This is a genomic window from Bacillus sp. PAMC28748 (genome assembly GCF_014250415.1).
Classification (GTDB): Bacteria; Bacillota; Bacilli; order Bacillales; family Bacillaceae; genus Bacillus; species Bacillus licheniformis.
The window spans coordinates 956,455-982,112 of record NZ_CP060192.1; the positions used below are offsets into that span (position 1 = coordinate 956,455).

Below are 25,658 nucleotides of genomic sequence, written 5' to 3' on the forward strand. Positions count from 1 at the left end.
ACAGGGGATGTTACGTGTGGAAGACGAGCAGCTCGTCCCTTTATTAAAAAAGCGGGGTTTACGAATTACAGCTCAGCGCGTCCTGATTTTAAAAACGATTGCTTCTTTGGGCGGCCATCCATCGGCGGAAGACATTCACCGGGAATTGCCGTACATGAGTCTCCCGACAATCTACAGCAACTTGAAACTATTTGTGAAGCTCGGCATTTTAAAAGAGCTGTCTCACGGAGACGCAAAAAGCAAATATGAACTGTTTACATCACAGCATTATCATGTCATTTGTAAATCATGCGGGAAGATCGCTGATCTGGACTATCCTCACCTCAAAGAGGTAGAGCATGCGGCAGCACAATTGACGAACTTTAAAGTGAACTCTCATTTTCTAGGAATCTATGGAATCTGTACAACATGCCAAGAACAGCAGCAGAGGTGAAGACATATGGAACGAAAAAAAGTCGGCCTGTTAGTCATGGCATACGGAACCCCTTATCAGGAAGAAGATATCATTCCGTATTACACGCATATCCGTCATGGAAAACGACCGTCCGATGATATGATTGAAGACTTGAAAAAACGCTACAAGCATATCGGCGGAATCTCTCCGCTCGCGAAAATTACGCTCGCTCAGGCAAAAGAGCTGGAAAAAACGTTGAACGAGCGCCAAGATAAAGTCGAATACGTGATGTATCTCGGCTTAAAACACATCTCTCCGTTTATCGAGGATGCGGTTGAACAAATGAAAAAAGACCAAATTGAAGAGGCCGTTTCCGTCGTCTTAGCTCCCCACTATTCCACCTTCAGCACCGAAGTATACAATCGGCGCGCCAAACAGGCCGCAGCAGCAATCGGCGGACCACGGATCGCATCGATTGACGAGTGGTATCAGGAAGAAGGCTTTATTCGCTATTGGTCTGAAGAAATCGGCAGCATTTTAAACGACATGTCTGAAAAAGAGCGGGAAAAAGCGGCCGTCATATTCTCAGCACACAGCCTGCCGGAAAAAATCAGGGAGCATGGCGATCCTTACCCGGATCAGCTCGAGAAAACAGCACAACTAATCGGAGAACGGCTGTCATTTGACCAGATCGCCGTAGGCTGGCAAAGCGAGGGCAACACGCCCGATCCTTGGCTCGGCCCGGACGTCCAAGACTTAACAAAGGAACTGTATGAAGAAGGCTTCCGGTCATTCATTTACGCACCAGTCGGTTTTGTATCTGACCACCTGGAAGTTCTGTATGACAACGACTATGAGTGCAAAGTGGTTACGGACGAGCTTGGCGCAAGCTATCACCGTCCGCCTATGCCGAACACTGATCCGCGGTTCATCGATACGCTTGCTTCAGTCGTGGAGCGAACATACAACAGCACAGAACAGGAGAAAGCGGAGCTGTAAATCGAGCTCCGCTTTTTGCTGCAATGTTATGACGTGACAATATCCCGCTTTTGAAAAACCCAAAAGGAGACAGCCAGAAAAAGAATAAAATAAACAGCAATCACAGCCGCTGAAAATGAAAGAGTCATATCTTGAATAAACGGCTCCCCATCAATGTATTGACTGAGATCTGAATTTGCAAAGATCGTATACTTGGTCCAATCAAATTTTGCCGCTAAAAATTGAGTAATCGCAGACCCTGTAAAAAAGACGAACAGCGAAAGACCGACAGAGACGACCGCGCTTCTTAGGATGACCGAAATCATAAAGGCCAGCGTGGCCAGCACAATAATATTCAATAAAGCGGCTCCATAGTCTAAGGCTAAAAACTTCAGCATTGACATCTTTATCACTTCGCCGCTTCGATAGGACAAATAGTATTGGCTTCCCTCCAAACCTAGCAGGGCATACCCTAAAACAAACGCAAATAAAAGTGTCGCAGCAAACATAAATACAGTGTTGAGCAAGATCGACAAGTATTTCCCCAATAGATAATGCCAACGCTTGACCGGTGTTGCAATCGCAAATTTAATAGTTCCTTTGCTGTGCTCAAGCGCGATGGAGTTCGCTGCCAGCACGATTGCAATCAACGCGATTAATGTTGTGATCGGTTTTAACTCCTTCAGCATCGTCCAAACATTGTATTTCGCAGAAGGCGGCAAATTATGCTCAAGCCGGTATTGATTGACCGCGATCTCTTCTTTTAAAAATTGGTATTTGGGAACCGCTGGGCTCAGCTCTCTCATTTCTCTTTCATACTGAGCGTTTTGAACGGTTAATTGCTCTTTCCAGTTACCTGTCTCCTTCTCCTTTTCGCCATTGCTGACCATCCATGCAACAGCGATTGTCATGACAAGCAGCAAGCTTAACACAATCCAGGTACTTTTCGTCACCATCAGCCTGTAAAGTTCATTTTTCAAGACCCTCATGCCGGTCACCCCTTATTGATCAATTCCAGAAAGCTTTGTTCTATCGACTGTTTTTCCTGCTTCATATGCAGAACTCTTATTTTGTTCTCCATTAACAGATTAACGACTTTCATAATGTCTTCTTCCATGCAAAGGACATAAATCTCATTTTTATCTTCCGTGAGACCGCCTGCATACTGGTACTCATTCAACAGGTCAGCCGCTTCATCGGCGTGGCCGTTTAATGTAAGCCGATAACGAACCGTATCGGTATCGCGGTGATTGCTCTTAATTTGCAGGAGTTCTCCGTTTTTCATGACGCCGTATTCATCACAAATCATCTCAACCTCAGACAGAAGATGACTCGAAATCAAAATCGTTTTGTTGAAGGTTTTCGCCAAGTACTGAAGGTGTTCGCGCAAATCAATGATTCCCTGAGGATCAAGGCCGTTTGTCGGTTCATCGAGAATGAGAAATTCCGGATCATGCAAGAGCGCGACGGCAAGGCCCAAACGCTGTTTCATGCCTAATGAATACGTTTTAACTGGTTTATGAATACTTCCTGTCAAATCAACAAGTTGAACGATCTCTTCTATGCGCTCCTTTGACACGTGGCTGTGGAATCCGCCGAGATATTTAAGGTTTTGGTATCCTGTTAAGTGCTCATAAAAGGATGGGTTTTCAACAACAGAACCGACTCGGGCTGCCGCTTCCTCGTAATTGCTTTTAACTGAATAGCCGTCGATGCGGATATCTCCTGATGTCGGCTTTGCCATCCCGACAATCATTTTGATAAGTGTTGTCTTGCCAGCGCCGTTTGGCCCGAGCAGCCCAAAAATTGTACCTGGGGCAATTTGAAATGTGATATTTTGGACAATTGGTCTGCCTTTTATTCGTTTACTTACACCTTCAAATTCGACTTGACTCATTTTGTATTCCTCCTTTTTGGTATGGCCTGATCTGTTTCAATAGAAGAGAAAAAAAGAGCAGCGAAACCGCCGTGAACCAAACAATCGAACCGATAAGAACGGCAACTGACTTCTCCATTGCAATGAGGGCCGTCACAGGAAAAGACCATGGAAAGAGAAGCCCTAAAGGGGATTGCGAAACGCCGAAACTCAGCAGTGAACAAATGAATACGATAATGTTTAATGAGGTCTTTTCCTTACTGGTGAATTTAAGCCATAGGACCGTACAGATCAGCGGAAAGGTTGACAAGAGATTGAGAATGAAGCCCAGCATCCAAGAAAACCAAGGGGCAGGCCCGGGGAACCCCGATATTAAACCGAAGGCAAGCGATTCGATCACACAGACGGCATATAATGCGGCTGCGAACAGTCCAATAAACAAAACCTTAGCAAAAAGCATGGCTGCGAAAGGCTGCGGCGATAAGATTCGATTCAGCCACACTCGGTTTTTCAGTTCATCCTTATGCAAAAATACTGTGACCGAAGAGACAAGCCAGGGATAAATCGTGCTGAATACCAACAGCAATGTAAGATGCCTTAACGATGTCCATTCATTCCCTCCCGCAAACGGGGTGATTCGTTTTGCCATAAACCCTGTAAACACTAAAGATGCGGTAAGAATGAATATGCTCGTCATTGTAAAATCAGAGTTCCTGAGTTTGATCCATTCCGCTTTGAGCAAATTTTTCACGGATCTTTTCCTCCCCGCTCCTTAAGATCCAACACATACAGACCGCTATATAACCCGCCGAAATAAGATAAACTGCCAGGCCTATATCGTTCACTGAATATTCAGTCAACAAAAGCCAAGAAACTCCCCACGGCAAATAAAGTGTTCCACTTTGCATAAAAAACGGCGTCAGCGTCATCAACAGCACAAATAGATATTCTGCCTTTAACGTCTTCAGAAAAAACTGGACGGAAGACATGATCACCGCCAGTATCGCAACAGCGGCTAAACGCTCTGGCGAAAACAAAACATCCTTTTGAAACAGCAGACTGACTGCCAAACAGCCGTAAAGCAAGACCAGCGCTGAGACGATAGTTATCACGGCGATTCCAGTCAGCACCCAAGTGAACAGGCGAACGGGATACCGCAAGATAAAAGCTTGATGCATCATGCGTCCAAATAATCTTCTGCCTGTAATATAAGTCAGCCAAACCGAGACGACATAAACAGTCATTCCCTCCATGCTACGGATTTCTTTATTTGCCCCGTTTTTATAAAAGAGAAGATAATTAAGCAAAACGGCGAGCACCGTGATGATCATAACCGTACATGCAAACGTCTGAAATTTCATTCTCTTTTTCACCGCTTCGGGACAGCTTAACCAAAAATAAACTTTAAACAATTTCATTTAAACGCCCGCTTTCTATGGCTAGAAAACGATCAAACAATTCGATAAAAGTTTCGTTCCAATGGCTTGATGCCATGATGGTCCCGTCATACCGCCTTATGATGTCTACAACGCTTTCCTGCGCTTTTCGGTCGAGCCCATTTAAAGGCTCATCCAATATTAAGATGGAAGGCTGATGAAATAAGGCCATTGCGATCTTCAGCTTTTGCCTCATGCCTGTTGAATAGTACTGTACTTTCGTGTCATCAGCCGGATTGATACCGAACCGCTCTAGTTCAGAATAGATCCGGTCATCGTCATCTATTCCGTGAAGCAAGGCATGGACTCTCAGATTGTCCGTTCCAGTAAGGTGCTCATGAAGCGGCACTTCGTCACTGACATAGCCGATATGCCCGACAGCAGCTTCCCTGTTTTGGATAATCGATTGACCGTAAATCAAAATTTCGCCCGCAAATAAAGACAAGCCGGTAATTGCTTTAAGAAACGTCGATTTTCCCGATCCGTTTTCTCCTTTGAGCAAAACCCGGCTCCCTTTGTCCACAGCAAGGCTGACGTTTTCAAGAAGTTTCCTGTCTCCCGCCCGCACCTCAACATGGTTCATGACAATTGGAAGCTCAACCATGGCTACACCCTTGAACGAATTCCCAACAAAATGAAGAATCCAATGAAATACGGCAGCGAAAAAGCCAGTGTGACCATGTTTTTATAATTGGCGAACGACAAATCGACCCATGAACTTGTAAAAATAACGGCGGATATTCCAAGTGTAAGCAAAAAGAACATCACCCGAAAGAATTTGTTTTGAATATATGCCCCGCGTTCATCCTTTCCGTCAAGGCTGATTAAAATAATGATTCCGATAAACCCCGCAAATCCTGCGACAGCACCAATTGAATTGATCATTTCTAGCATCAGCGATCATCCTCCTCTAGTTGGTATTGAAATACCTCGTTGATGTCCTTCTCAAATAACGCGGCAATGCGAAACCCCATTAACAGGGATGGTTTGTATTTATTCTTTTCAATGGAAATCACAGTTTGTCTTGTTACACCCAATAGATCGGCAAGCTGCTTTTGCGTCCACCCTTTCTCTGCTCGCAGCACAGGAATCCGGTTGGTTAACACCCCGCTTTGCTTTTCAATCTCAATCACCCTCTTTATTTGCAAATCATTTACATATATAGAGTACAATGTTTTTTACACATTGTAAAGAGTTTATAACAAAAAGTAAAAAGTTTTTTACCAAAACAGACTAAAAAAAGATCTTCACGTGATGATTGTGTGAAGATCTTTTCGACAATCAAGATTTAGGTTTTTCAAAAATCAGTTCGATAGAAGAAACCTGGCCTCCGGCCCTTGATGGAACAGAAAAGACGCTGTGAAGCTTCCAGCCTTTTTCAGCATATTCATGAATCACATCAGAATAATTTTTCTCAAGTTTTCCGTTGAATGCTCCTACAGCGATTGAAACTGTTTGATATTCATACATACCCTTCACTCCTTGTTCATCATTTTCAGCGCTTGATAAGCGCGTACTTCCCCGTAGCCGTATATAACATCTTTCCCCGGTTTGCCCAGGTCTAATGCCGATTTCCTCAGGATGTGATGCACTTGTTTAGCCGATGGCTTCCTGTGATGGCGCTCCCGGTATTCAGATATAACCAGTGCAGCTGTTCCAGCTACCTGCGGGGCGGCCAAGCTTGTTCCGTATGAGAGGGAATATCCCTTTGGGATGTTTAGCATCTGGTCTAATGCGGTGTTGTCCTTCCCTTTCGGATACGTTGTCAGTACGAGGTCTGTCACACGAACCATCCCATCCTGATCATACGTTTCTCCCAAATATCCTCCCGGGGCTGTGAATTCAATTTCCCGCCCTTGATTGGAGTATGGGGAAATATTGTTGCTTTTCATATTGCTGCCGACTGATACGACGTGCTTCAAAGCGCTCGGCAAATGCACCTTGTTTTCCGTTTTCCTCATCTCATCAAGGTTGACTCCTTTATTGCCGGCGGAAGAGAAGACCAGCACCTGATGCTTTGCAGCGTAGTTTGCAGCCCTTTGATAAGCTTTCATCAGCACTTTTCCTTCCCTGTCAAGAGAAGTATAGCTTCCCGTACTGATGTTGATGACTTCATGCCCGTCATTGACTGCATCAACCATCGCCTTCATGATGTTGTAGCTGTCTCCGCCTTTTTCGTCCAGCACTTGATAAGGCGTTATCGTCACATCTGGCGCAATGATATTGATCATCCCGGCTGTTTGTGTTCCGTGTCCTGTCGGATCTCCGGATACAGGCTTGCCGTCAATGTAATTCCAGCCGCCATTTGTATTGACGGACGCTTTTAAGTCCGGATGGTCAAGATCCAGTCCGCTGTCAATCAAGGCAACTTTGACGTCCGGATGCCCTCTTTCGATTTGATACGTGCGATAGGAATCCGTCTGCTTTGCAGCGAACCATAGATATTCTTTTAGTTCCAAAATACCGTCAAGCCCCCATGCAGGCGAACCGCTGATGACTGATTCCGTTTCGTTTACTGCTGTATTTGCAATCGGCTTTTCAATGACGTCAGCCCCGACTTTTTCAGCAAGCTTCTTTGTAAAAGGAGCAAGCTTTTGTTTTTCACCGGTCACTTTTGCAAATCCGATTTCTTCAATGACATCGGCATGGATGTGAAATTGTTCCGCCGTGTCCAGCAGTTTCGATTTATCTTTTACATGTTCAAGCAAAAGATACTGTTCTCCTGCTTGTTCTTTTGCTTGAGCCGTCTTTCCGCCGACCGGCAGCAGGACTGCAAAACATAAGAGAAAAATATATATTCTTTTCACATCATCACCTCTGCAGATTGCTCTTTTTCAAGGAACTTTCGATAAAAATCTCCGTAAAACTTGCTCTCATTCAGCAATGTTTCATGCGTACCCACATTTAAAACCATGCCGTCTTCCAAAACGATGATTTTATCGGCATCCATGATTGAAGTCAGTTTATGCGCGATGACAATTCTTGTACATTTCAGCTCCCTTAAAAAGGCGTCGATTTTTTTTTCATTTTGATGATCCAGCGAACTCGTCGCTTCATCCAACAGCATCACAGCGGGGCGGTTTAGCAGTGCACGGGCCAAGGCAATCCGCTGGCGCTGCCCTCCCGAAATATTCATCCCCATTTCAGAAATCATCGTATTAAAGCCCATCGGCATATTTTGAATGTCATCGTATATTTGCGCCATTTTTGCGACTTCATGTATCCGCTCAATGTCAACATCTTCACTGTATAAAGAAATGTTGTCTTTAATGCTGCGGTTGAACAGCGTTACATCTTGGGGAACAACACCAATTTGTTTGCGAAGAGCGCTTAAATCCTTGTTTTTAATATTCACGCCATCATAGAACACACTGCCTTTTGTAGGCATATAGAGGCCAAGAATAAGTTTTGCCAGCGTGCTTTTTCCGGACCCGGATTGTCCGACGATAGCGATTTTTTCGCCAGGCTTGATATGCAGGCTTACGTCTTTAATAACTTCTTCGCTGTGCGGGCTGTAACGGAACGAAACCCGTTCAAGCCGGATCTCCCCCTTAATCGGGGAGTTGTCTTTATTTCCAGGTGTCTCTTCAATCGGGCTTTGAAGGATATCCTGTATCCGATGAAGATAAGACGTCGTCAAGATTACCGAGTTGACGGTTTGGACGATCGAGCTGCTTGTATTAAAGAATTGTGTGGATAAAGCATGAAATGCCACCAGCTCCCCAACCGATAAATTCCCTTCGAACACGAGCATTGCACCAATCCATAAAATCAGCATTGGTGATATGATCTGCATCGTGCCTGTCAGAGAGTTCACGATGTTAAGAAACCCTTCCTTGCGTCGGTATGCCCCGATCAGTTCCCCCAGATAGTGATCCCATTTTTGATACGTTTCTTTTTCGATTCCCGCAGTCTTAATACCAAAAATCCCATATAAAAACTCAGTCTGATAGCTTTGAATCTGCGAAGTCTTTGCGATTTCGTCCTGGTTTTTTTCTCTCAGCTTCCCGCGGCTGAGCGCCGTGATCCCGACATTCAGAAGAGCCAGCAGAATAACCAGCCCTGCTAAAGGCGGCGATTTATAAAACATATAAAACGAGATAAATAAAAGTGCGCCAAAATCGAGTACGCCGAGGACCAATTGGGAAGACATCATATCCCTGACAATCCGGAGGCTTGTCGCGCGGAAAAGGAGATCCCCGAACGACCTCAATTGAAAGAATTGATAGGGAAGCTTCAGAATATGCGAGAAAAATGTTCTCATCATTCGTTTGTCAAGGAAGTTATTTAATTTAATGATAAATTGACCCCTGATCAATTGAACCGTGCCTTGAACGAGCATTAAAACAAGAACGCCCGTCATAAATGTTTGCAGCAGAGCCTGCTGATTTTGAGCAAGGATGTCATCGATCAGGTATTGCACGAGCATCGGTATGCCTAATGAAACGAGCTGAAAGATCATCGCAAACAACAGCACGGTCGCAAGCAGAGAAGGGGATTCTTTTAAATGAAAAAGAAAATGCCTCCAGACGGGCGGTTTTTTCTTCGGCCTGATCCGCTCGGTAGGGATCATCTCCAGCACGATCCCGCTGTAATTTTCGAGAAAAGCTTCGATACTGAGTTTTTTTCGTCCAATCGCAGGATCGATGATGTTGACATGCCGGTCTTTTATTTGATCAATAACCACATAATGATTATCGGACCAAAAAGCGATTGCCGGCAGACGCACATGTGGAAGTTCTGCCGCGCCTGCCCTGTACACCTTTGCGTCAAATCCCAGATTTTCGCTGAGCTGACGCATATGAAAAAGGGTCATACCGTCCCTGCCGCATCCCGATAAATCCCTCAGCTCATGCAGAGTATGATGCGAACCATACCGTCCGGCTACCATCGCCATACAGCACAGTCCGCATTCCGTCTGCTGCATCTGTTCTATAAACGGTGTCTTATGAAAAAACAAGCCTTATCTCACCTGCCCGTCGGAATATCGAGAGTTAATACGGATGGAACAGATTCATCGAGGAGCCGCAAAAGCCCGTAGGCTATTCCTGCCGTCCCGACAAACATGCCAAGCGATTCCACATCGGAATGCAAACCCGTTTTCCATCCCCGGTTTTTCGTTTTATAAATGCAAAATATATCATCAGGGACATGAAGTTCCCGGTTCAGCCTTTTGATATCCAGCAGAATGTTCAAATTCCCAATTAAACCGTGGCACAGCGAATGATTTTGACAGTCTGCTAGATTTAAAGAACTTTGAAGCGCTTCTTGAAGCTTTAAAGTCCGGGTAGTCAATTCAGGAATAAAAGCCTGAATGTGCGCTCTCCCCAGCAAAATCCCGGGAGCTCCATGACACCAGTAGCTTGGGGACAGCGTATGCGAATCATTTCGTAAATCTAGCCAGTTTAGATGATCCTTTTGAAAATAGCGGTCCTCTTCTTCGACAAGCTTTAGGACAAGCTCTTTGCAGCTGTCATCGTGTATCACCTTCGCCGCCTTTGCGATAGAAAATGCGATCCCCGTCAAGCCGTGTGAAAATCCCGTCAACGAAACGGCATCCTGCTCGATTGAATCAAGTAAGCGGCCAATTCGATCATTCAATCTGCTCAGTACCTGTCTTATAGAGTCCAATACTGCTGGGTGCTGCTTGATTTCGTACAGATTAACAAGCACTGTCAGCAATCCTGAATCCCCTGCGATAAAATCCGGGTTTTGTGTTTGATTCGGCTGTTCCAAAACTCGGGGAATGAGGTTCAACGCCCTTTCCAATAAGGAATCGTCTTCCCATAGACTGCCAAGATAGGAATACAGGTAAATGAATGAGCCTGTGCCGAAAAAAGCAGAATGGGAATTCCCATTTTGAACCCAATAACTTTCTTCCTTTTGAATTTCTTCTATCATTGATCTTGCCGTATCCGTATATACCTGCTCGTTCAGAACCTTGCCTGCTTGTGCAAAAAATATTGCCAGCCCTGCCATTCCGTCGTAAAGCCCCATAGGAAGCGGCGACAAAAACACCATTTTTTCGTCTCCGGCATTATTGCTGATCCAGAAAGGACCTTCACCGCGCTCTGAATAGATCGCCTTCTGCAGCAAATCATCAGCTATATGCTTGACCTCTTTTCCGAGATCAGCGACCGTTTCCTTCTGTCCAAGCCCGCTTTCTGCATGGTCCCAGACATTTTCAATCAACGTCGCCATTGATAAAGAAATATAGCGGAGCTGATGATTCAAATCCTTTTCCGAGAAAGATTGAATTTTTTTCTTTGCCAAATCAATACTTGATGTTTCATAAAAACCTTCCGATTCTTCCCCTCTTGAATTGAGCAGGGAAGTGCCCCCAGCATAAAAAGTAAAGTAGGGAATATCATGGAGCAGCAGATCGACAATTTCGTCCGGAATAAACACGTTTGCCTTTTCCGACTGTTTGGCGAGCATCCACATATAATCAAATAATTGCTCTCGTTTATCTCCGGCGGTCAAGTAGTCAGGGTGGGTGCTCGCTTCGAGAAACTTGCCGTACACATGTGTCGGCCGGAAGACGTGGCGGACTTCGTCGTGCTTAAACAGATTCAAAAACCCCGATGGTCCTGCCAGTTCTTCTTTATGTTTCATCATAATGGCATAAGCATTTTTAAATCCTTCCACGATAAAGTCCGTATAGGAAACGGCGGACACCGGACGTCCATTTAGTTTGGGCGCATTCAATTTTTCCTCGGTGGTCAGCGATGTTTCTTTTAAAGACATCCTGTCCTCACCGTAATTCAGGACGGCGTAGCCCTTCGCTTTCTTTGACTGCTGGCCGCCTTTGCCGCCGATCCCGCTTAAATCAAAATCGAGCACTTCATCATGTTTGAATTTGACCGGAAGCATCATCGAAGACAGCACGGAATGCTTCAGCTCCAATGCGGTGACATGGAGGTTTTGATTTTGAGCGAAAATGCTGACATGGTTGTCAAAAAGAGTCTCCAGATCAATCAGGATGGGGTGTTCGCCTGAGGCGATGATATTTTCATTATGAAAATCGACGGAGCGCAATCCGTACAATATCGCCAAATGTCCGCCCTGCCGGAAATAAAATCTTTCCAGTTCTTCTTCTGAAGAACAGCCTTCATGCTTTACAAATTCCTGCCAGCCGTAATTTCCCCTGTCAAGCACTTCCGCAGCACGGAGGCTGTACTTCATTCCCCGTCCGTTCAGCCAGTTCAGCAGCTCCCTGTAATGTTCGTCAATTGACAAGGACCGCGGTTTATACACGAGCTTTCCGTTGTTTAACACCAGCACTTTGACACTCTGCCCGTTTTTGTGGGAATCTCCCAAATCCCCTTCAAATCCAACCAATTCGGGGGAAGCGATCTTAAATTTTTTCGCAATCAGGCTGCGGTCGCTTAAAAATCTCCCAATAATTTCTTCATGAATCTCGAGCACCCTGAGAACCTTCTCAGCCATCAGCCTGCCAAGCACAGGGTAAAGCTCGAAAAATTCCCGGTAAATTTCAGGATCGGAAATGTATTGTTCAACAAAGTAAACATATCGCTCTTCCGGTGACGCCCCCTTTAGCCGGCCGTCTTCCCGGGCTACATTCAGCTCTGTGATAAGTGTTCTCGTCGCCAGCTTATCAAGGCATTGGTGAAGTTCAGACATGATGCCGTCTTGATAGCCGGCAGCGTCGATTATGCCGGATAGACCGCCTTCCTGCTTCTCAAATTCAGAAAAAGCTTTCGACATCCGTTCTTGTGCAAATAAAAGAAAAGGAACAAAGAAGGTGACAAATGACATGTGGGGAAGCGGGTGTTTTAATTCGGAAACCGCTTTAGGGTTGTATTTCATAATTTCAGACAAACAGGCAGCCCATTCCGGCATTTTGCCTTGCAGCTGCACAGGCTCATTGGGTGAATGTTGGACAGAAGAAAGGTGAAAATCCGTAGGACGAGACGGAGTTTTTCCGTTTTCCGGAAAAAAGCCGGACGGATGTTCTTGACCTTGACCGCCTCGTTCATTGCTGTAAAGAGCTTTATACAGATAAATTTCGAATTCTTTCATGCTCATTCTCGTCATCCCTTTGGCGAAGAAAACCATCCCTGCAACTCCGTTGCAAGGATGGATTCTTTTGAATTTTTTATGATTCCCTAGCATCGGCTTGTACACTTAGTTGTTGGGCATAATGAAGCAGAAACCGTTACACCGGCTGTGATGCAAGTCCAAGAAGAGGTTGTAGCAGGAGTTGTTTCAGGATTGACGTCATTTCCTCCTACCAAAGCTTTCAATTCCTCTTCGGAAACCATCCCTGCCGGATGATTGGCTCCTTTGAAGGCTTCACGGGCAGCTGAATTTTTCATTGTTTTCATGATTCTCACCTCCTAGAACGGGCAAACTATCGAAATTTTCCTATAATTTAGAATTGACTCGCCGTTCCAGTCAAATTATACTATAAGTACATCAAGAAATCGACAAAAAATTATAAATTTTCTAGGAGGTGGAATATATGTCAAAAAAGGAAATGATTCTTTCATGGAAAAATCCTATGTATCGCACTGAATCTTCTTATCATCCAGCAGGGAACATCCTTAAAGAACTCCAGGAAGAGGAACAGCACAGCATCGCCGGAGGCACAATCACGCTCAGCACTTGTGCCATCTTGAGCAAGCCGTTAGGAAATAACGGATACCTGTGTACAGTGACAAAAGAATGCATGCCAAGCTGTAACTAAGTTCCCAACGCGGGGGCCCTGCTCCCGCGTTGGCATATTGATAGAAAAAGAGGTCGATAGAATGAATGAAAAATCCGCCGGATATCACGAACGGCTTCCCGTCGCCCAAACTCAATCCCCGCTCGTAAACGATAAGATAAAGTATTGGCGTTCCCTTTTCGGCGATGATGATAAATGGCTCAATAAAGCAGTTTCATTATTAAGCCATGACCCTTTGTCCTCCATCGCACAATCCTCGGTATCCCAGTCAGTCGGGCTGAAAGACAGCCGTCGCGGCCCATGGCAGAAGATGCAAAAGCGGATCTTTGAAACGCCCTTTTCCTACAAGGATTCTGCTCTGCAAGATTCAGAATTGCTGTTCGACTCCCTGCTGACCCGTTTTGCGTCTGCAGCACAAGATGCTTTGGAGGAACAAAATATCATACTTTCTCCTCCTCTTTGCCGGCAGGTGCTGACACATTTAAAACAGACGCTTCTTCAAATTGCCCATCAAACATTAATACTGGAACTAAACATTTTAAGGCTTGAAGATCAATTGAAGGGCGACACCCCCGAAATGCGCTATCTTGATTTCAATGATAACTTTTTAGTCAATCCAGGATACCTGCGGACCCTGTTCAACGAGTATCCCGTATTGCTGCGCCTTCTGTGCACAAAAACCGATTACTGGGTTCAAAACTTTTCTGAACTGTGGAAGAGGCTGAGGCAGGACCGCGAACAGCTGCAGGCTGCATTTCATATTGCCGGCGATCCTGTCCATATTGAGCTTGGGGTGGGAGACTCGCACAATAAAGGAAAGATGGCAGCCATCCTTACATATTCCGATGGAAAAAAGATTGTCTATAAACCGAGAAGCCATGATGTTGACGACGCATTTCAACTTCTTCTATCATGGATCAATGACCGAAATTCAGGCAGCCCTTTAAAAACTTTGAGATTAATCAATAAAAAACGGTACGGATGGTCCGAGTTTATTCCTCACGAAACGTGCCATACGAAAAAAGAACTGGAAGGCTACTATACACGCCTCGGCAAACTTTTGGCCGTTTTATACAGCATCGATGCCGTTGACTTTCACCACGAAAACATTATCGCCTCCGGCGAGCATCCTGTTTTAATCGATCTTGAATCAATTTTTCATCAATATAAAAAACGAGACGAACCCGGCTCGACCGCCGTTGACAAAGCAAACTACATTCTTTCCAGATCCGTACGGTCTACTGGAATCCTGCCGTTCAACCTTTACTTCGGAAGGAAAAACCGGGATAAAGTTGTGGACATCAGCGGAATGGGGGGGCAGGAAGCTCAGGAATCACCGTTTCAGGCGCTTCAAATCAAAGGATTTTTCCGCGATGACATTCGCCTGGAGCATGACCGCTTTGAAATCGGCGAGGCGAAAAATCTGCCGACTTTAGATCACCAGCATGTCCCTGTCGCAGATTATCTTCATTGTATCATCGAAGGATTTTCAGCAGTATACCGTCTGATTTCTGATCATGGCGAAAGCTACCTGGCTACGATTGAACATTTTAAAAACTGCACCGTTCGAAATATTTTGAAGCCGACAGCGCACTACGCCTCTCTTTTGAATAAAAGCTACCACCCTGATTTTCTCAGGGATGCGGTAGACCGTGAAGTGTTTTTATGCCGGGTGGAAAAGTTTGAAGATGCAGACACAGATATTGCAGCGGCAAAAACAGAGCTGAAAGAGCTCATTCGGGGAGACATCCCCTATTTTCTGTCGAAGCCTTTAGATACCTATTTGCTCAATGGCGAAGAAGAACCGATTGCCGCTTATTTTGAAACGCCGTCCTTCACAAGAGTAATTAAGAAGATCTCATCATTTTCAGACCAGGACTTAAAGGAACAAGCGAATGTCATACGCATGTCGATTCTGGCTGCATATAACGCGAGACATGAAAAAGACGCAATTGATATAGACCAAAATCACCCGAGTCCTAGATCAGGCGCCTTGCAGCCGCTCGCCATCGCTGAGAAAGCGGCTGACGATTTGGCTGAAAAGCGAATTGAGGGCAATGATGGAAAGGACGTCACTTGGATCAGTACAGTTATTGAAGGCGTCGAAGAAATCTCTTGGACGATCTCCCCTGTCAGTCTTGATTTATATAATGGCAATGCAGGCATCGGATTTTTTATGAGCTATCTGAGCCGCTTCGCAAAACGGCCGGAGACTTACTCGCATATAACCGAGCAGTGTGTATTTGCGATTCAGCGAGCGTTGAATGAACTGAAGGAAAAAGAAGAATTCCTGAAGTACGCCGACTCTGGGGCATTCACGGGGGTTTCCGGCTATCTGTATTTTCTGCAGCATGCGGGAACGGTTCAGAAAAAAAACGAATGGATCGAACTCATACATGAAGCTCTGCCAGTCCTTGAAGCTGTCATCGAACAAGACGAAAACTGCGATATCATCAGCGGTTCTGCCGGTGCTCTAATGGTTCTGATGTCATTGTATGAACAACTGGATGACCCGGTTTTTCTAAAGCTCGCCGAAAAGTGCGCCGGCCATTTGCTTCAGCATAAAACAAATATTGAAAACGGAGCGGCCTGGAAAGATCCTCATACACAAAACTATTACACAGGATTTGCCCACGGCACTTCCGGCATCGCCGCAGCTTTATCCCGATTCAATAAAGTGTTTGATTCGCAATCACTGAAAAAAATCATTTCGCAATGCCTGGCATTTGAAAAGCAGCTGTACATCGCTTCCGAAAAAAATTGGGGATCAAAAGGAAGAGAACAACTGTCAGTTGCATGGTGCCATGGCGCTGCCGGCATATTGTTGTCGAGAAGCATCCTCCGAGAAAACGGAGTCAATGATCCCGGGCTGCATACCGACATCTTGAACGCTCTTGAAACAACTGTTAAGCATGGGTTCGGCAATAACCGCTCATTCTGTCACGGCGATTTCGGCCAACTCGAAATCCTAAGAGGGTTCAGGGAAGAATTCAGCGAACTGAACACCATTATACAGAATACGGAAGATCGGCTGTTGACATATTTTCAAGAAAATCCATTCAGTAAAGGGGTATCACGAGGTGTGGATTCAGCCGGGCTCATGCTTGGTTTAAGCGGAGTCGGCTACGGCATGCTGCAATGCCAATATGGAGAAGAACTGCCGGAACTGCTTCAGCTCAGTCCGCCTCAAGCGCTTATCAAAAAGAACAGCAAAGCTTTTAAAAGAGAAAACGTGTTTTAAAATCAAAATCTATGGATTTTCATCCATAGATTTTTTTTGCAACATTACGATGAAAGACCTTCATCCAAATGCGCTTATTCTCAGATTCGTGTCATTTGGCATAATCACCAGCTTATGAGCAAATCCAACTCACAACATGATTATTCAGACAATTCAGAAATACATGCTATGCTCTCTCTGATTCCAATAAAAGGGAGGGATGATCGGTGCCCACCATTCAGTATCCGCCGTAATTGTAAGCGCTTCCCATTCAGCGTTGGCATCAAAAAAGAAACAATAGGAGGAATATAATGAAGAAATTAATCAGCATCATCTTTATCTTTGTATTAGGGGTTGTCGGGTCATTGACAGCGGCGGTTTCGGCAGAAGCAGCTTCTGCCTTAAACTCGGGCAAAGTAAATCCGCTTGCCGACTTCAGCTTAAAAGGCTTTGCCGCACTAAACGGCGGAACAACGGGCGGAGAAGGCGGTCAGACGGTAACCGTAACAACGGGAGATCAGCTGATTGCGGCATTAAAAAATAAGAATGCAAATACGCCTTTAAAAATTTATGTCAACGGCACCATTACAACATCAAATACATCCGCATCAAAGATTGACGTCAAAGACGTGTCAAACGTATCGATTGTCGGATCAGGGACCAAAGGGGAACTCAAAGGGATCGGCATCAAAATATGGCGGGCCAACAACATCATCATCCGCAACTTGAAAATTCACGAGGTCGCCTCAGGCGATAAAGACGCGATCGGCATTGAAGGCCCTTCTAAAAACATTTGGGTTGATCATAATGAGCTTTACCACAGCCTGAACGTTGACAAAGATTACTATGACGGATTATTTGACGTCAAAAGAGATGCGGAATATATTACATTCTCTTGGAACTATGTGCACGATGGATGGAAATCAATGCTGATGGGTTCATCGGACAGCGATAATTACAACAGGACGATTACATTCCATCATAACTGGTTTGAGAATCTGAATTCGCGTGTGCCGTCATTCCGTTTCGGAGAAGGCCATATTTACAACAACTATTTCAATAAAATCATCGACAGCGGAATTAATTCGAGGATGGGCGCGCGCATCAGAATTGAGAACAACCTCTTTGAAAACGCCAAAGATCCGATTGTCTCTTGGTACAGCAGTTCACCGGGCTATTGGCATGTATCCAACAACAAATTTGTAAACTCTAGGGGCAGTATGCCGACTACCTCTACTACAACCTATAATCCGCCATACAGCTACTCACTCGACAATGTCGACAATGTAAAATCAATCGTCAAGCAAAATGCCGGAGTCGGCAAAATCAATCCATAAGCTTTGAGGTGAAACGTCCGGGGCATTCCGGGCGTTTCACTTATTTCCATCCTCATACGCTTTCCATACCGTTGGCAGCAGATCGGAAAGTTCATGCGCAAGAAGCGCATGAGCCGATCTGGTCTTTGTCCATGCGTCCGCACATGCGCCGTGCAAGTGGACAGCATTCAGCACCGCTTCTCTCGAATTCTCATGACAGCACAGCATCCCGAGAAGCATACCTGTTAACGTATCCCCCGTTCCTCCCTTTGCCAGCGCCCCATTTCCCGTTACATTCCTCCAGCACTCGCCGTCGGGGAAAGCAACGATCGTTTCATTGCCTTTCAAGACAAGGGTAATACCTTGTTCCTCCGCATAATCTCGAGCATAACCGGCCCGGTTTGCTTCAATTTCTCGAATGGACAAGCCTGTCATTTTCGAAAATTCGCCCGGATGCGGCGTTAATACCACCGGCGCTTCCCGTTCATGATACGATCGTTTTGAAAGAGCACCCGCATCAAGCACAACCGGGCAGTCTTTCGCTAATACGCTTTGAACCGCTTGCTCAGTCATTTGCGAAGGCGGCAGCCCAGGCCCGATCGCAATCGCCCGGTAAGGTTCGGCAATCTCGCCTGACGCCGCCTTTTCGGCGCCGTCCCGCCAATACGTCGCCTCAGGAAGAACGGGGAGGATCAGCGGAATCGCACTCCCGCACGTTCCGATGACAAGCTTTCCTAGACCGCTCCGCATCGCCCCGATTCCTGCAAGGAGAGCCGCTCCCGGCATATCATCGCTTCCCGCGAGCAAAAGGCCGGTTCCATAAGTTCCTTTATGACTATCATTTCCCCTTTTCGGCAATGAGCCCTTCACGCAGTCTTTCGTCCATATCGGCAATTGTTCTGCAGACATCCCGGATCACACCTTTCAATATAGTTTAAACAAACGTTTAATTAAATTGTAACTGAATCATACCCTTCACTGCTCTTTAACATGCAAAATAGCACTGATGAACGGATCAGTTTACGTTCATATAAAAAAGACAGCTTCACAACTTGAAGCTGTGCTTGGCGTTTTCGACTAAAAAAGCCGGCTGACAGGCGCATCCAGACGATAAAGTCTTGAATAGCGCGGATTGTTTTCCAAAAGCTGCTGATGGCTCCCTGCCATTGCAAGCTTCCCTTTGTCTAAAAACAGAATCCGGTCGGCCGCTTCGGCTCCTGCCAAATGGTGTGTAATCCATAGAACGGTCTTTCCATCAAGTACTTGAAACATCGTTGAAAGAAGCTCCTTCTCTGTTTTAGGATCAAGGCCTACGGTCGGTTCGTCCAACACGACGATGGGTGCGTCCTGCAGCAGAATCCGCGCCAAAGCAATCCGCTGGCGTTCTCCACCTGAAAAACGGATGCCCGTTTCCTGTACAGATGTATGATATCCATCGGGAAGAGACTGAATATAATCGTGAAGCTTCACCTGGCGCGCCGCCCAATACACGTCCTCATCGCTCGCGTCAGGGTTCCCGAGCCGGATATTATTCAAAACCGTCGTATCAAACAGGTGCGGCTGCTGATTGAAAACGGAGACTACGCGTGAAATTTCTCCCTGAAGAGACTGCACAGAAATATCGTTCAATGTAATGTTTCCTTTAGAAGGAGCAAGCGCCCCTTGTATCAACGACAAGATGGTCGATTTACCCGCACCGCTCGGGCCTAGCAAAGCGGTCTTTTCACCCTGCTTTAATATAAATGAAACACCGTCCAACACCGGCTGGCCTTGCTCATAAGAAAAAGAAACGTCTTCAAAGCGAAGCGTGACATCGTCCAAACCTACAGCCTCCGCCCGTTCCTGCTGAACATCGGCCCCGTTCCCCCTTTTCGGCGGCTGCAGACCGTCCATTCTTTCTAAAGAATCCTGATACTCAGGGATTGAAGCCGCTGCGTCCGAAAGCGGAAAGAAAGCTTCCGTCAAAGGAAACACAACAAGGACAAACGCCGCAATAAACACAGGAGCCAGAGCCCCTTCCGCGCTTTGGCCGCCCGCCCATATTAGCATCAGAAGAACAAGTCCTGCCGCCAGGCATTGCATGGCAAAGTCCCTCCAACGACTGAAGCGCACCTGTTTCTTTTCGATCGCCAGCCATTCATGTTCTGCCGCTTCATACGAATGGACAAAGTCGTTTTGCCGGCCGCTGAAAACCCAATCGCTCACCCCCATGACCGCGTCTGTCAGCTGACGGTACAAGTGGCTCCGTCCTCTTTTCAGCGCAACATTTTTTGCCCTTGTCACAAGCAGGGAAACAAGCGGAACAAGAAATACGAAAACCGCGGCATAGACCGCCATTAGTCCAGCAAAAGGCCATGAAAAAAAGCCGATAGCTGCGATGAATACGCCATATAAAAGAAGAGCCGACAGCCCGGGAAATACCGTTCTCAAATACATGTCCTGCAAATGTTCAACATCGTCGGCCAAAATGCCGAGCATATCCCCCGTTCGGAAACGTTCACGCCATTTTAAAGCTTGAGGTTCGAGCATCCTGTAAAGCCTGACGCGCATATCGGATAAAATTTTCAAAATGATATGGTGCCCTGTCAACCGCTCAACATAGCGCGACACCGAGCGCAGAATCCCGAAGGTGCGAACCGCTACGATCGGAACATAGATCATCAAAACATTTTCCGGACGCGTAGCCGCTTTGGATATTAAATAACCGGAGGTAAACATGAGAGCAGCCGCCGAGCATGCCGTCAACCCGCCAAGCAGCACGACAATGATCAAAAGCCTTGTATTTTTCTTGATGTAGGGCAGAATCCACCCGTCTTCATTGTTCATGATGCACCTCCAAACGACTGCGCCTTCACGAGCTCGTAATAAACGCCCCGCTTTTCAATCAGTTCTTGATGTGTACCGGTTTCAGCCACCTGCCCATCTTTCAGCACGATAATTTCATCCATATCAAGCATCCAGTGAAGGCGATGGGTTGCCAAAAAAACCAGCTTGTCTTCAAACAGTTTTAACATCGTTTTTTTCAACTCGTATTCTGTTTCGATATCCAAATGAGCAGTGGGCTCATCTAAAAGAATAATCGGACGGTTGCCAAGGAAAGCCCGGGCAACGGCTGTACGCTGCGCCTGTCCACCGCTTAATGCCCTCCCGCCTTCACCGATCCGCTCTTTCAAGCCGTTTGGAAGCTGATCAATCAGCTCCGAGAGCCCGGCAGCTCTTGCTGCCTGTTCAACGTCTTCGTCAGAAGCGGCGGGATGATAAAAACGGATATTGGCTGCGAGCGTATCCGGAAAGATATAGGGATGCTGCGGAATATACAAGAGCTGATTTTGCCAGCTGTCCGTCTGCAAATGCGTTCTCTTTTTTCCCCCGACTTTGATAACGCCGCTTTTCGTTTCCAGGAAGCCGCCGAGCACATCGATAAGCGTAGATTTTCCGGCACCGCTTTCCCCGATGATTCCGATTTTTCTCTTTCCCTTAAATGAAAGAGAAATCCCGGATAAAGAGCAGTTTTCCTCATCTTCATGCCGCACATCTACATGCTTGAACTCGATTTGATCGTCGTCAGACCATCGCTCAAGACTTAAAGGCGCCTCATCCTTGAAACCCGGCGAATCCAATATCGCCTTGATCGCTTTACCGGCTTCGCGTCCGTTCAATGTAGCATGATAGTCATTGCCGACTTCCCGGACAGGGAGAAAAAACTCAGGGGCAAGAATCAGAATGGCAAGAGCCGGCTCCAGCGAGATGCTGCCGTCAACAAGACCGAGACCGAGAAAAACAGCAACGGTCGCTACGGACAGCATGGTGAAAAAATCAAGTGCAAACGATGACAGAAAGGCGATCTTAAGCGTACTCATCGTCGCCTTCCTGTACCGTTCGCTCACATGAAATATATTCTTAGTATGTGAACGGCTGATGCCCAGCACTTTCAATGTTTCCAGGCCGCGCAAGGAATCTGTAAAATGGTTTGAAAGCATCTCATACGTTTTCCATTGGCTGTCCGCTTTTCTTTTAGCCGCATACCCAAGAAGGATCATAAAAGTGATTAAAATCGGCATCGTAATCATTAAGACTGCAGCGGAAGATGTGTCTTTAAAAAAGACATAACAGACAACCGCCGGCGGTATAACGGCCATGCTGACCATTTTCGGCAAAAACAGCTCCAAATAGCGGCGGAACTGTGCAATTCCTTCCATCGCGAGCGTGACGACATGACCGGTTCCTTCTTTCCTCGCCAGCCTGGGGCCGGATTGGAAAAGCTTCTCCAAAAACTTTTTCCGCATGCCGGCCCCCGTCTCGGCGGCATAGTCAAATATCAGCTTTTGCCTGACAAGGGTAACAGCATGTCGAAATAAAAAAGCGGCGGTAAATAAGATGAGCAGCGGAAAGAGCGAACCGACGCGTTCTCCGTTAAAAAGGCGGGTAACCGCTTCAGCAAGCCATTCGGCCTGCATGATAATGGCGGCGCCCTGCATGCATGTCAGGACAGTGAGTACTGCAAGTATTCGTTTCATCCCTTTATATTGCAAAAGATCTTTTCCCATTAATAAATCATTGGCTCCTTGCTGCTGACCCGTTTTCTAAAAACATAGTAGCTCCAGATCTGATAGCCCAGCACGAACGGAAGCAGTGCCAGCGCGACGATCGTCATAACCTTTAAAGAATAGTCGCCTGATGAAGCATTATAAACGGTTAAGTCATATGCGCTTTTCACCGAGCTGATCATGACGCGCGGGAACAGCGCAGTGAAAATCGTCGCCACTGTAAGAGCGATCCCTGCGCCCGTCATGGCAAATGTCCAGCCGTCGCGTTTTTGTTTCATAAACACGATCGACAGCACATAGCAAACGACAATCAGAGCCGCAAGCGGTATCGTCACATGCCCCCTGCCCGTGAACAAGTCCGTTTCAAAAATGGATAATGCAACAAAGGCAACAAGCGCCGCCAAAACGGCGAATACGACTTTTTTGGCCAGCTGTCTTGCCCGGTCGCGCAAATCGGCTTCCGTTCTCAATGTAATAAAGATCAGGCCGTGCAGCAGGCAGAGAAGCGTAACGGCGACTCCCCCTGTCACGGAATAGACGTTCACATAATCGGTAAAACCGGCGTGCAGATTCATATCGGCATCGATCGGCATGCCGCGCAGGATGCTCGCAAACAATACACCGAACAAAAACGGCGGCAGAATGCTGCCGAAAAATACGACCCAATCCCATGTATTCTTCCATTTTGCGGTTTCGACTTTTCCTCTAAATTCAAACGCGACCCCGCGGCCGATCAATGCAAGAAGAACAAAGACAAACGGAATGTAATATCCGCTGAACATCGTGGCATACCAGTTCGGAAAAGCGGCGAAAATCGCGCCTCCCCCGGTCAGCAGCCAGACTTCATTTGCATCCCAGAAAGGACCGATCGTATTGATCATCACCCTCCGTTCAAGATCGTTGCGCCCGAGAAACCGCGTCGCCATTCCGACGCCGAAATCAAAGCCCTCAAGAAAGAAAAAACCGATGAACAGCACAGCGACTAATATAAACCAAAATTCATTAAGAGATACCATGGTAAACCTCCTGATCAAACGGGTCTGTCGATACGGAATCATCATGATGGTGGTCATGGTGTGCAGCCCCTTTTTTAATCTCCCGCACAAACAAGTAGACAAGAACGAGCGCCAGCACAAGATAAATCGCTGTAAACGCGATGACAGAGAACAGCAGCATTCCCGCTGATACGTTCGGCGACACGGACTGCGCCGTTGTCAAAATACCGAACACCGTCCACGGCTGGCGTCCGATTTCAGTCATGATCCACCCCGCCGTATTTGCAATGAATGGAAAGGCGATCAAAGCCACCATTGTCCGCAAGAACCATTTGCTTGTTTCGAGTCTTTTGCGGAAGCTGAGATAAAGACCGGTCAAAGCGGCAACGATCATTAAAAGTCCTGATCCGGCCATGATTCTGAAACTCCAGAATGTCGTTTTCACCGGCGGAATATAATTTCCTTCTCCGTATTTTTCTTCATATTGCTTTTGCAGTGTCTTCATTCCGGGCACATCGCCGCTGAATTGTTTATAAGCCAAATAGCTGAGCGCATACGGGATGCTGAGCTCGGATTTGTTTTCCTGCTTGTCCGTGTCAATGTTCGCAAGCACCGTCCATGCAGCCGGATCGCCGCTGTCATCCCAAAGCGCTTCGCTAGCAGCCATTTTCATCGGCTGGCTCTTCATCAGATGCTGTGCCTGCTCATGTCCGCTGAACGCAACGCCGCCCCCGGAAACAAGCGCCACAATCATCGCGATTTGAAAGGATTTTTTAAAAAAGAGCAATTCCTGTTTTTTCAGCATTTTATACGCGCTGACACCGGCAATGAAAAACGCCCCAGTGGCAAGCGCACCGAAAATGACGTGCGGAAATTCAACCCATAGCTGCGGGTTTTTAATAATCGCAAAAAAATCGGTCATTTCCGCGCGTCCGTTTTTGATCGCAAATCCGACAGGCTCCTGCATAAACGAGTTGGCCGCTAGAATCCAAAAAGCCGACATGATCGTGCCAAGCGAAACAAGCCAAATGGACAGCAAATGAATCTTCTTCGGAAGGCGGTCCCAGCCGAAGATCCACAAACCGATAAACGTCGATTCCATAAAGAAAGCGAGCAGCGCTTCCACCGCGAGCGGAGCGCCGAATACATCACCGACAAAGCGGGAGTACTCCGACCAGTTCATTCCGAACTGAAATTCTTGTAAAATCCCGGTGACAACACCGACTGCAAAATTAATTAAAAATAAGTGCCCCCAAAATTTAGCCATCGTTCTGTAAATGTCTTTTTTCTTTGCGACATAAAGGGTTTCCATTAAAGCAACCATAAAGACAAGCCCGATTGACATCGGTACAAAAATAAAGTGAAAGATCGTTGTTGAAGCAAATTGAAATCTTGCCAAAATGAGTTCGTCCACTGTTCCTGTCTCCTCCTCTTTGTTCTAGCCGGGCCCGTTTGCCAAATGGGCATCACACTTGCTCAGACTTTCACATGCATCTTATTAATGTGATTATGATTACAGACAAAAGGGTGACCTCGGCCCGCATTGATGTTCCGTTATTATCAGGATGGTTATTTATACCTGTACTTTACCGCGAATTCCTTCTTAAATAAAGTACATTTTCCCTAATTTATGGATGTCATTGTGACAATTATACGAAGGAATTATAGATATTTTGTGACACGCTGGTTAACAAGCACTAAAACAACATGAGAAAAATGCCCCGAAATTCACGTGGAACATTTCGTCATTCAACATCTGTGATTCTTCGCGAAAGCCTGTCGCATCAAAAGAAAACCGTTATATGCAGTGAAACAAATTCGGGGTTTTCCTTCAGTGTGAGCGCGCCTTACGGAAAGTTCTGCTGTTTTGTCCAATCTGTGAAATCTTCCTTCCGCCTTCTGCGCATTCCCTTCATCCATTTGCTGATTTATCTCCACTGAAGCCTTCACGCAGCACGAGCTGACTGCACCGCACGTTTTTCCCCCTGCACAGCCATCCAGCTCCCGCTGACTATTAACGGAGGAAGGGAAGGAATATTTATTGCTTTGAAATAAACAATAACGATACCCCGTTTATTCTATGAAAATCGAACCATACATTTGTTCAAACAAAATACACAAAATTTGTGAAATGTTTCACAATATCCTGCTATACTTAGGTTGTATTTATGATAGATACTTCTTAAGTAAACACTTGATGGTGGTGG

At 46.2% G+C, this 25,658-nt stretch carries 22 protein-coding genes; 5 read left to right on the forward strand and 17 right to left on the reverse strand.

Going from position 1 to position 25,658, the window contains the following annotated elements:
- Window positions 1-16 precede the first annotated feature (16 nt).
- Window positions 17-433 (forward strand): Fur family transcriptional regulator, encoded by a 417-nt coding sequence (locus tag H7F26_RS04970; RefSeq protein ID WP_003186347.1) that lies wholly within the window; start codon window positions 17-19, stop codon window positions 431-433.
- A 6-nt stretch (window positions 434-439) separates the two neighbouring features.
- Window positions 440-1,393, forward strand: coding sequence for a ferrochelatase (hemH, locus tag H7F26_RS04975; protein WP_009329855.1), 954 nt, complete (start codon window positions 440-442; stop codon window positions 1,391-1,393).
- Between the two features lie 26 nt (window positions 1,394-1,419).
- Here the strand turns inward: hemH and H7F26_RS04980 are convergent, their stop codons facing one another.
- The 12 genes from H7F26_RS04980 to H7F26_RS05035 all read right to left on the reverse strand — a co-directional run bounded on the left by H7F26_RS04980 (window position 1,420) and on the right by H7F26_RS05035 (window position 13,032).
- Entirely contained in the window at window positions 1,420-2,361 is a 942-nt protein-coding gene (locus H7F26_RS04980) for an ABC transporter permease (protein ID WP_003186351.1), read from the reverse strand.
- A gap of 5 nt (window positions 2,362-2,366) precedes the next feature.
- Complete coding sequence (locus tag H7F26_RS04985; RefSeq protein WP_003186353.1) at window positions 2,367-3,269, reverse strand: ABC transporter ATP-binding protein; 903 nt, start codon at window positions 3,267-3,269, stop codon at window positions 2,367-2,369.
- Window positions 3,250-3,999, reverse strand: a complete 750-nt coding sequence (locus H7F26_RS04990; RefSeq protein ID WP_003186355.1) for an ABC transporter permease — start codon at window positions 3,997-3,999, stop codon at window positions 3,250-3,252. Before H7F26_RS04990 ends, H7F26_RS04985 begins: the two co-directional genes overlap by 20 nt.
- Complete coding sequence (locus tag H7F26_RS04995; RefSeq protein WP_016886310.1) at window positions 3,953-4,666, reverse strand: hypothetical protein; 714 nt, start codon at window positions 4,664-4,666, stop codon at window positions 3,953-3,955. Before H7F26_RS04995 ends, H7F26_RS04990 begins: the two co-directional genes overlap by 47 nt.
- The gene (locus H7F26_RS05000; RefSeq protein WP_003186359.1) at window positions 4,653-5,288 is read right to left on the reverse strand and encodes an ATP-binding cassette domain-containing protein; all 636 of its coding nucleotides are present in this window, start codon (window positions 5,286-5,288) and stop codon (window positions 4,653-4,655) included. Before H7F26_RS05000 ends, H7F26_RS04995 begins: the two co-directional genes overlap by 14 nt.
- Before the next feature lie 2 nt (window positions 5,289-5,290).
- Window positions 5,291-5,578, reverse strand: a complete 288-nt coding sequence (locus tag H7F26_RS05005) for a hypothetical protein (RefSeq protein ID WP_003186361.1) — start codon at window positions 5,576-5,578, stop codon at window positions 5,291-5,293.
- The gene (locus tag H7F26_RS05010) at window positions 5,578-5,817 is read right to left on the reverse strand and encodes a helix-turn-helix transcriptional regulator (RefSeq protein WP_009329858.1); all 240 of its coding nucleotides are present in this window, start codon (window positions 5,815-5,817) and stop codon (window positions 5,578-5,580) included. Before H7F26_RS05010 ends, H7F26_RS05005 begins: the two co-directional genes overlap by 1 nt.
- Before the next feature lie 148 nt (window positions 5,818-5,965).
- Window positions 5,966-6,154, reverse strand: a complete 189-nt coding sequence (locus tag H7F26_RS05015; RefSeq protein WP_003186368.1) for a DUF4177 domain-containing protein — start codon at window positions 6,152-6,154, stop codon at window positions 5,966-5,968.
- A gap of 5 nt (window positions 6,155-6,159) precedes the next feature.
- On the reverse strand, window positions 6,160-7,491 hold the full coding sequence (locus tag H7F26_RS05020; protein ID WP_003186371.1) for a S8 family peptidase: 1,332 nt from the start codon (window positions 7,489-7,491) through the stop codon (window positions 6,160-6,162).
- Window positions 7,488-9,644, reverse strand: a complete 2,157-nt coding sequence (locus tag H7F26_RS05025; protein WP_003186373.1) for a peptidase domain-containing ABC transporter — start codon at window positions 9,642-9,644, stop codon at window positions 7,488-7,490. The genes H7F26_RS05020 and H7F26_RS05025 overlap by 4 nt, the downstream gene beginning before the upstream one ends.
- An 8-nt stretch (window positions 9,645-9,652) precedes the next feature.
- A complete protein-coding gene (locus H7F26_RS05030; protein WP_225315869.1) occupies window positions 9,653-12,733 on the reverse strand; it encodes a type 2 lanthipeptide synthetase LanM family protein in 3,081 nt (1,026 codons plus the stop codon).
- Window positions 12,734-12,813: 80 nt separating this feature from the next.
- Window positions 12,814-13,032: a class II lanthipeptide, LchA2/BrtA2 family gene (locus H7F26_RS05035; protein ID WP_003186379.1), complete on the reverse strand. Its 219-nt coding sequence runs from the start codon at window positions 13,030-13,032 to the stop codon at window positions 12,814-12,816.
- Window positions 13,033-13,169: 137 nt separating this feature from the next.
- On the opposite strand from H7F26_RS05035, the gene H7F26_RS05040 reads away from it, so the two are divergent.
- The 3 genes from H7F26_RS05040 to H7F26_RS05050 all read left to right on the forward strand — a co-directional run bounded on the left by H7F26_RS05040 (window position 13,170) and on the right by H7F26_RS05050 (window position 17,930).
- Complete coding sequence (locus H7F26_RS05040; protein ID WP_003186381.1) at window positions 13,170-13,394, forward strand: plantaricin C family lantibiotic; 225 nt, start codon at window positions 13,170-13,172, stop codon at window positions 13,392-13,394.
- A gap of 61 nt (window positions 13,395-13,455) precedes the next feature.
- Entirely contained in the window at window positions 13,456-16,614 is a 3,159-nt protein-coding gene (locus H7F26_RS05045; protein ID WP_185855239.1) for a type 2 lanthipeptide synthetase LanM family protein, read from the forward strand.
- A gap of 290 nt (window positions 16,615-16,904) precedes the next feature.
- A complete protein-coding gene (locus H7F26_RS05050) occupies window positions 16,905-17,930 on the forward strand; it encodes a pectate lyase family protein (protein ID WP_003186388.1) in 1,026 nt (341 codons plus the stop codon).
- Window positions 17,931-17,966: 36 nt separating this feature from the next.
- Here H7F26_RS05050 and H7F26_RS05055 read toward each other — a convergent pair whose 3' ends face one another.
- The 5 genes from H7F26_RS05055 to H7F26_RS05075 all read right to left on the reverse strand — a co-directional run bounded on the left by H7F26_RS05055 (window position 17,967) and on the right by H7F26_RS05075 (window position 24,865).
- Entirely contained in the window at window positions 17,967-18,818 is an 852-nt protein-coding gene (locus tag H7F26_RS05055; RefSeq protein ID WP_003186389.1) for an NAD(P)H-hydrate dehydratase, read from the reverse strand.
- Between the two features lie 168 nt (window positions 18,819-18,986).
- Window positions 18,987-20,735 carry a thiol reductant ABC exporter subunit CydC gene (gene cydC, locus H7F26_RS05060; RefSeq protein ID WP_003186390.1) on the reverse strand — a complete coding sequence of 583 codons (1,749 nt, stop codon included), beginning with the start codon at window positions 20,733-20,735 and terminating at the stop codon, window positions 18,987-18,989.
- Window positions 20,732-22,456 carry a thiol reductant ABC exporter subunit CydD gene (gene cydD, locus H7F26_RS05065; protein ID WP_009329862.1) on the reverse strand — a complete coding sequence of 575 codons (1,725 nt, stop codon included), beginning with the start codon at window positions 22,454-22,456 and terminating at the stop codon, window positions 20,732-20,734. Before cydD ends, cydC begins: the two co-directional genes overlap by 4 nt.
- Window positions 22,456-23,472 (reverse strand): cytochrome d ubiquinol oxidase subunit II, encoded by a 1,017-nt coding sequence (gene cydB / locus H7F26_RS05070; RefSeq protein WP_003186392.1) that lies wholly within the window; start codon window positions 23,470-23,472, stop codon window positions 22,456-22,458. The genes cydD and cydB overlap by 1 nt, the downstream gene beginning before the upstream one ends.
- Window positions 23,459-24,865: a cytochrome ubiquinol oxidase subunit I gene (locus H7F26_RS05075; protein ID WP_009329863.1), complete on the reverse strand. Its 1,407-nt coding sequence runs from the start codon at window positions 24,863-24,865 to the stop codon at window positions 23,459-23,461. The genes cydB and H7F26_RS05075 overlap by 14 nt, the downstream gene beginning before the upstream one ends.
- Between the last annotated feature and the right edge of the window lie 793 nt (window positions 24,866-25,658).